Source organism: Actinophytocola xanthii (genome assembly GCF_001921205.1).
GTDB lineage: Bacteria > Actinomycetota > Actinomycetes > Mycobacteriales > Pseudonocardiaceae > Actinophytocola > Actinophytocola xanthii.
In genome coordinates, this window is record NZ_MSIE01000160.1 from 1 (window position 1) to 3,167 (window position 3,167).

At 67.0% G+C, this 3,167-nt stretch carries 4 protein-coding genes and 2 pseudogenes; 4 read left to right on the forward strand and 2 right to left on the reverse strand.

Translation table 11 applies throughout. From position 1 onward, the window contains the following. Positions 1-208 (forward strand): hypothetical protein (locus BU204_RS41790; RefSeq protein ID WP_233161066.1); only part of this gene is annotated, 208 nt, incomplete at its 5' end. Positions 209-482: 274 nt separating this feature from the next. On the opposite strand, the gene BU204_RS37620 is transcribed toward BU204_RS41790, so the two are convergent. Then, complete coding sequence (locus BU204_RS37620) at positions 483-845, reverse strand: hypothetical protein (RefSeq protein ID WP_075130551.1); 363 nt, start codon at positions 843-845, stop codon at positions 483-485. Positions 846-1,534: 689 nt separating this feature from the next. Here BU204_RS37620 and BU204_RS42360 point away from each other — a divergent pair. Then, positions 1,535-1,678 (forward strand): annotated as a pseudogene (locus tag BU204_RS42360) (hypothetical protein); the annotation flags it as partial. Continuing rightward, positions 1,633-1,941: pseudogene (locus BU204_RS42365) on the forward strand (pentapeptide repeat-containing protein); the annotation flags it as partial. The pseudogenes BU204_RS42360 and BU204_RS42365, both read left to right, overlap by 46 nt. Before the next feature lie 45 nt (positions 1,942-1,986). Here BU204_RS42365 and BU204_RS40500 read toward each other — a convergent pair. Further along, complete coding sequence (locus tag BU204_RS40500) at positions 1,987-2,133, reverse strand: hypothetical protein (protein WP_158073581.1); 147 nt, start codon at positions 2,131-2,133, stop codon at positions 1,987-1,989. A 3-nt stretch (positions 2,134-2,136) separates the two neighbouring features. Here BU204_RS40500 and BU204_RS37630 point away from each other — a divergent pair, with 3 nt between their 5' ends. Further along, on the forward strand, positions 2,137-2,829 hold the full coding sequence (locus BU204_RS37630) for a hypothetical protein (RefSeq protein ID WP_143230050.1): 693 nt from the start codon (positions 2,137-2,139) through the stop codon (positions 2,827-2,829). Positions 2,830-3,167 lie beyond the last annotated feature (338 nt).

The following is a 3,167-nucleotide window of genomic DNA, read 5'->3' on the forward strand; positions in this document are numbered from 1 at the left end:
GCGATCCCGAGTTTCACACCGGATTCTCAGCAAGCCAGACCCGCTCCGCTGGCAGGAGAACCTGCGGGCTCACCGTCGGCGACAGCTCGTGCGTCGACGCCAGGAGCAGCCACCACCGCCGCAACTGCTGAGCCAGCTGTTCTCGTGGGCCTCCGACGTGAACCAGGCGATGCGGCTCGGCCGCCACAACGTGGTCACCCGCCTCTGAGGTCAGATCTCGGCAGCTGAACGAGGCATCGCAACCGTCCTGCACGCGGACCTCACGCACTCTCTCGACGGTGATCTCGAACTCGAGCGCCTCGTGACCGCCGGGTTCTTCAGCCTGGCCCGCGGCCCGACAGATGGGTTCGACATCGCCACCTACCCGCACACCTGGCCGTCCACGAGTGACATGAACAGGCGTCCCAGCTACGAGTGCTGTCCGCTCGCCGGAACTGCCAGCCGCAGCCGGAGCGAAGCCACGACATCGACGCGGCCCCGCCTCACAAGACGTCGAAGGGAACTGTCTTCCTGACCTGTGGAGGGATGCCGGCGTTGATCGGGTTGTGCCAGCTGCTACGCAGTGACGTGAGCGGCTGCGCGGACGTCACGATCAGATACGGGTCGCCGGGGAAGATCGCCATGACCGCCGCACCGTCCTGCACCCTCGGCGTCGGCCTGACGCGGACGAGTAGTTCACCAACGGTGGCTTCCCAGACCTCACCCCGGCTCTCCCACTGGACTGCCCACAACCGTGCTTCGGGCACCGGCACGGACGCCCCGGCGAACCGGGCCAGCTCCGCGTAGCGCTGCTCGTACTCGTCCTCAGCTGTCACAGGCAAGAAGAACTCCATGCCCATCAGCATCGCATGGGCAAACCCTCACCCTCCTTCAACACGGAGGACCAAGGAGCGCCATACCCAGGCCGACAGGAGTCTCCGACTCGCGCCGCCCACGTTCCACCGAAGGAGCTGTCGCGGACTGATCGATACAGGCGCCAAGCCGTCCGATCAGTGGGTGTGGTCAGTCGATTCCATGTGACAAATGGTGGCGCCGCCCTTGTGGTCGTGGGCGCGGGAGTACTTGGTGTGTCTCGCCCGCTCACGCCAGCCGACTCTTACGCGCTCAAGCCGCTGGCTGCCGGCACAGGTAACGAAACCAGCGAAAGCTCGGTCGCCACCGCTGGATGCTCGAACGAACGACCTCCTTGGCTACTCGGCGACCGACGGCTCACCATCCACTCCGAACGCAACACCTCTACCAGGCAGTAGTCGACAGACCCTGTCATGACCGTACAGGTCCACGCTGACCGTCGCCGCCGCGTCCGTAGGGGCGTGGTGGTGGCCGTCAGTCCGGAAGACGGATGCCCGCCCACGCCGGTCGCCCCGGGAGTCGATGTCCAGGCGGCGCCTACCGTGCTCGCCCGACGCGATCCCCGTCACGACGACAGTGCTGATGTCTCCCTACAGGTAACGTTCCTCAATGGCGTCGAGCTCGAGGGCGCGCTCCTCCCGCGCTCGGACCTCTCCTACGCGGACCTTCCCGTGCGTTTCTCGTCGACGCGGACCTCTCCGAATCGAACCTCGCCGAAGCGAACCTCACCTACGCGCTACTCGCGACAGCGAAACTCCCCGGGTTTACCTCGCCGAGGCGGATCTCTCGGCGACGAATCTCTCCAAAGCAAGCCTCGCGCGAGTGAAACTCATCCGCGCGAACCTCAAGGACGCGGACCTCTCACACGCGGACCTCTCCCATGCGGACCTCGCCGAAGCGACCCTCGGCCGTGCCGACCTCTCCCGCGTGAACCTCGTCAACTCGAATCCCGTCGAAGCGGATCTCGGCGCGGCGAACCTCACCGGCGCGAACCTCTCTGGAGCGAACCTCATCTGGACGAAACACGACGAGCACACCACGGTCCGAAACGTCACGACGGACGCCGACACTACGGGCGCGTGGTGGTAGCCGCTTCAACGGCGGCCTCGACACGCTCCAAGCCGCGGATACGAACTAGCGGCCTGGTAGTAGTTGATGACCGCCCTTGCCGAACCTCACGGCGGGGTAGAGCTCCTTGTCGAGGTTGGCGAGCACCAGCTGCTTCTCGCGGGCGGCAGGGTGGACGAGGCGTTGGCGCGCGACGCCGCCAGGTGCGCTCACCTCGTGCCGAGCGCACCGAGCAAGCGGTTGATCGGTGCCCTGGTCGAGCACGGCCGGGTGGACGAGGTCGTGGAGGTGCTGCTGCGGCCGACCGGTTGGGACGAGTCCACCTCGCGCTGGGAGCACTTCGCGATGTGCATGACCGAGCGGGGGCGGTCCGCGGAGTTGCTGACGCTGCTGCCCCGGCTGCGGGCGGCCGACATAGATTCGTTCGTGGCACGAACCCAGATTGACACGCTGTTGGCAGACCAGCTCGCCCGCGAGAACCGGTGGGCGGAGGTGTTGGAGCTGCTCAAGCACACGAGCGGCTGGGCGGACACGTGGTTGCCGCGGCAACTGGGCAGGCTTGGGCTGACCGATCAGCTCCGCCGCCTGGCCGACACCGGCAACCAGACCGCACGCCAGGAACTGGTCGAACTCCTGCTGGCCAAGGGCCCCGTGAACGACGCTGTGACCGTACTCCGCGGCTTGGTCGAGGAGGACAGCGCCCAAACCCCCGATAGGTGGGCCCCCACGACGCTGGCCGAACAACTATCCGACCAAGGCGACCTCGCCGAACTGGGCACCCGAATAGCCACCGGCGACTCGTTCGCCGCCGCCGTCCTCGCCGACCGAGCGTGCCAAGGCAGAGTGCCGAACGCCGACCAGATCCTGACCGCAGGCCTCAGCCCGGACGGCTCCTTCCCGACTGGGTGAAGCTAATGATGGACGTCCCCACGGTCGCGGCCTCGGGGCGCCGCAGGCGAGGTCGTTCCAGATGATCACCATCGCGGTGCAGCGGGCGAGCCGGTGCAGCACGTCCTGCTCGGCGGTGGTCGGATTCTGGGCGATGTGACAGGTGATAGGCCTCGTGGGCTAGCAGCCCCGCTGACGCCGGGCCGGCACGAGGCGCTTGCGGAGCAGCGGTAGCTCGCTGCGCGAAGTAGCGCTGGCGCTTTTGCTCGTAGACGCGTGATGTCGTGTCGTGGGTCACTACCCGCCGTCGTTTCGCGTGCGGGGTGGTGGTGTTCGGGGGCGGTGTGGTTGTAGTTCGG

Excerpts from the sequence above, each read along its gene's own strand:
- BU204_RS37620 (WP_075130551.1), bottom strand. The coding sequence starts at position 845 with ATGCTGATGGGCATGGAGTTCTTCTTGCCTGTGACAGCTGAGGACGAG.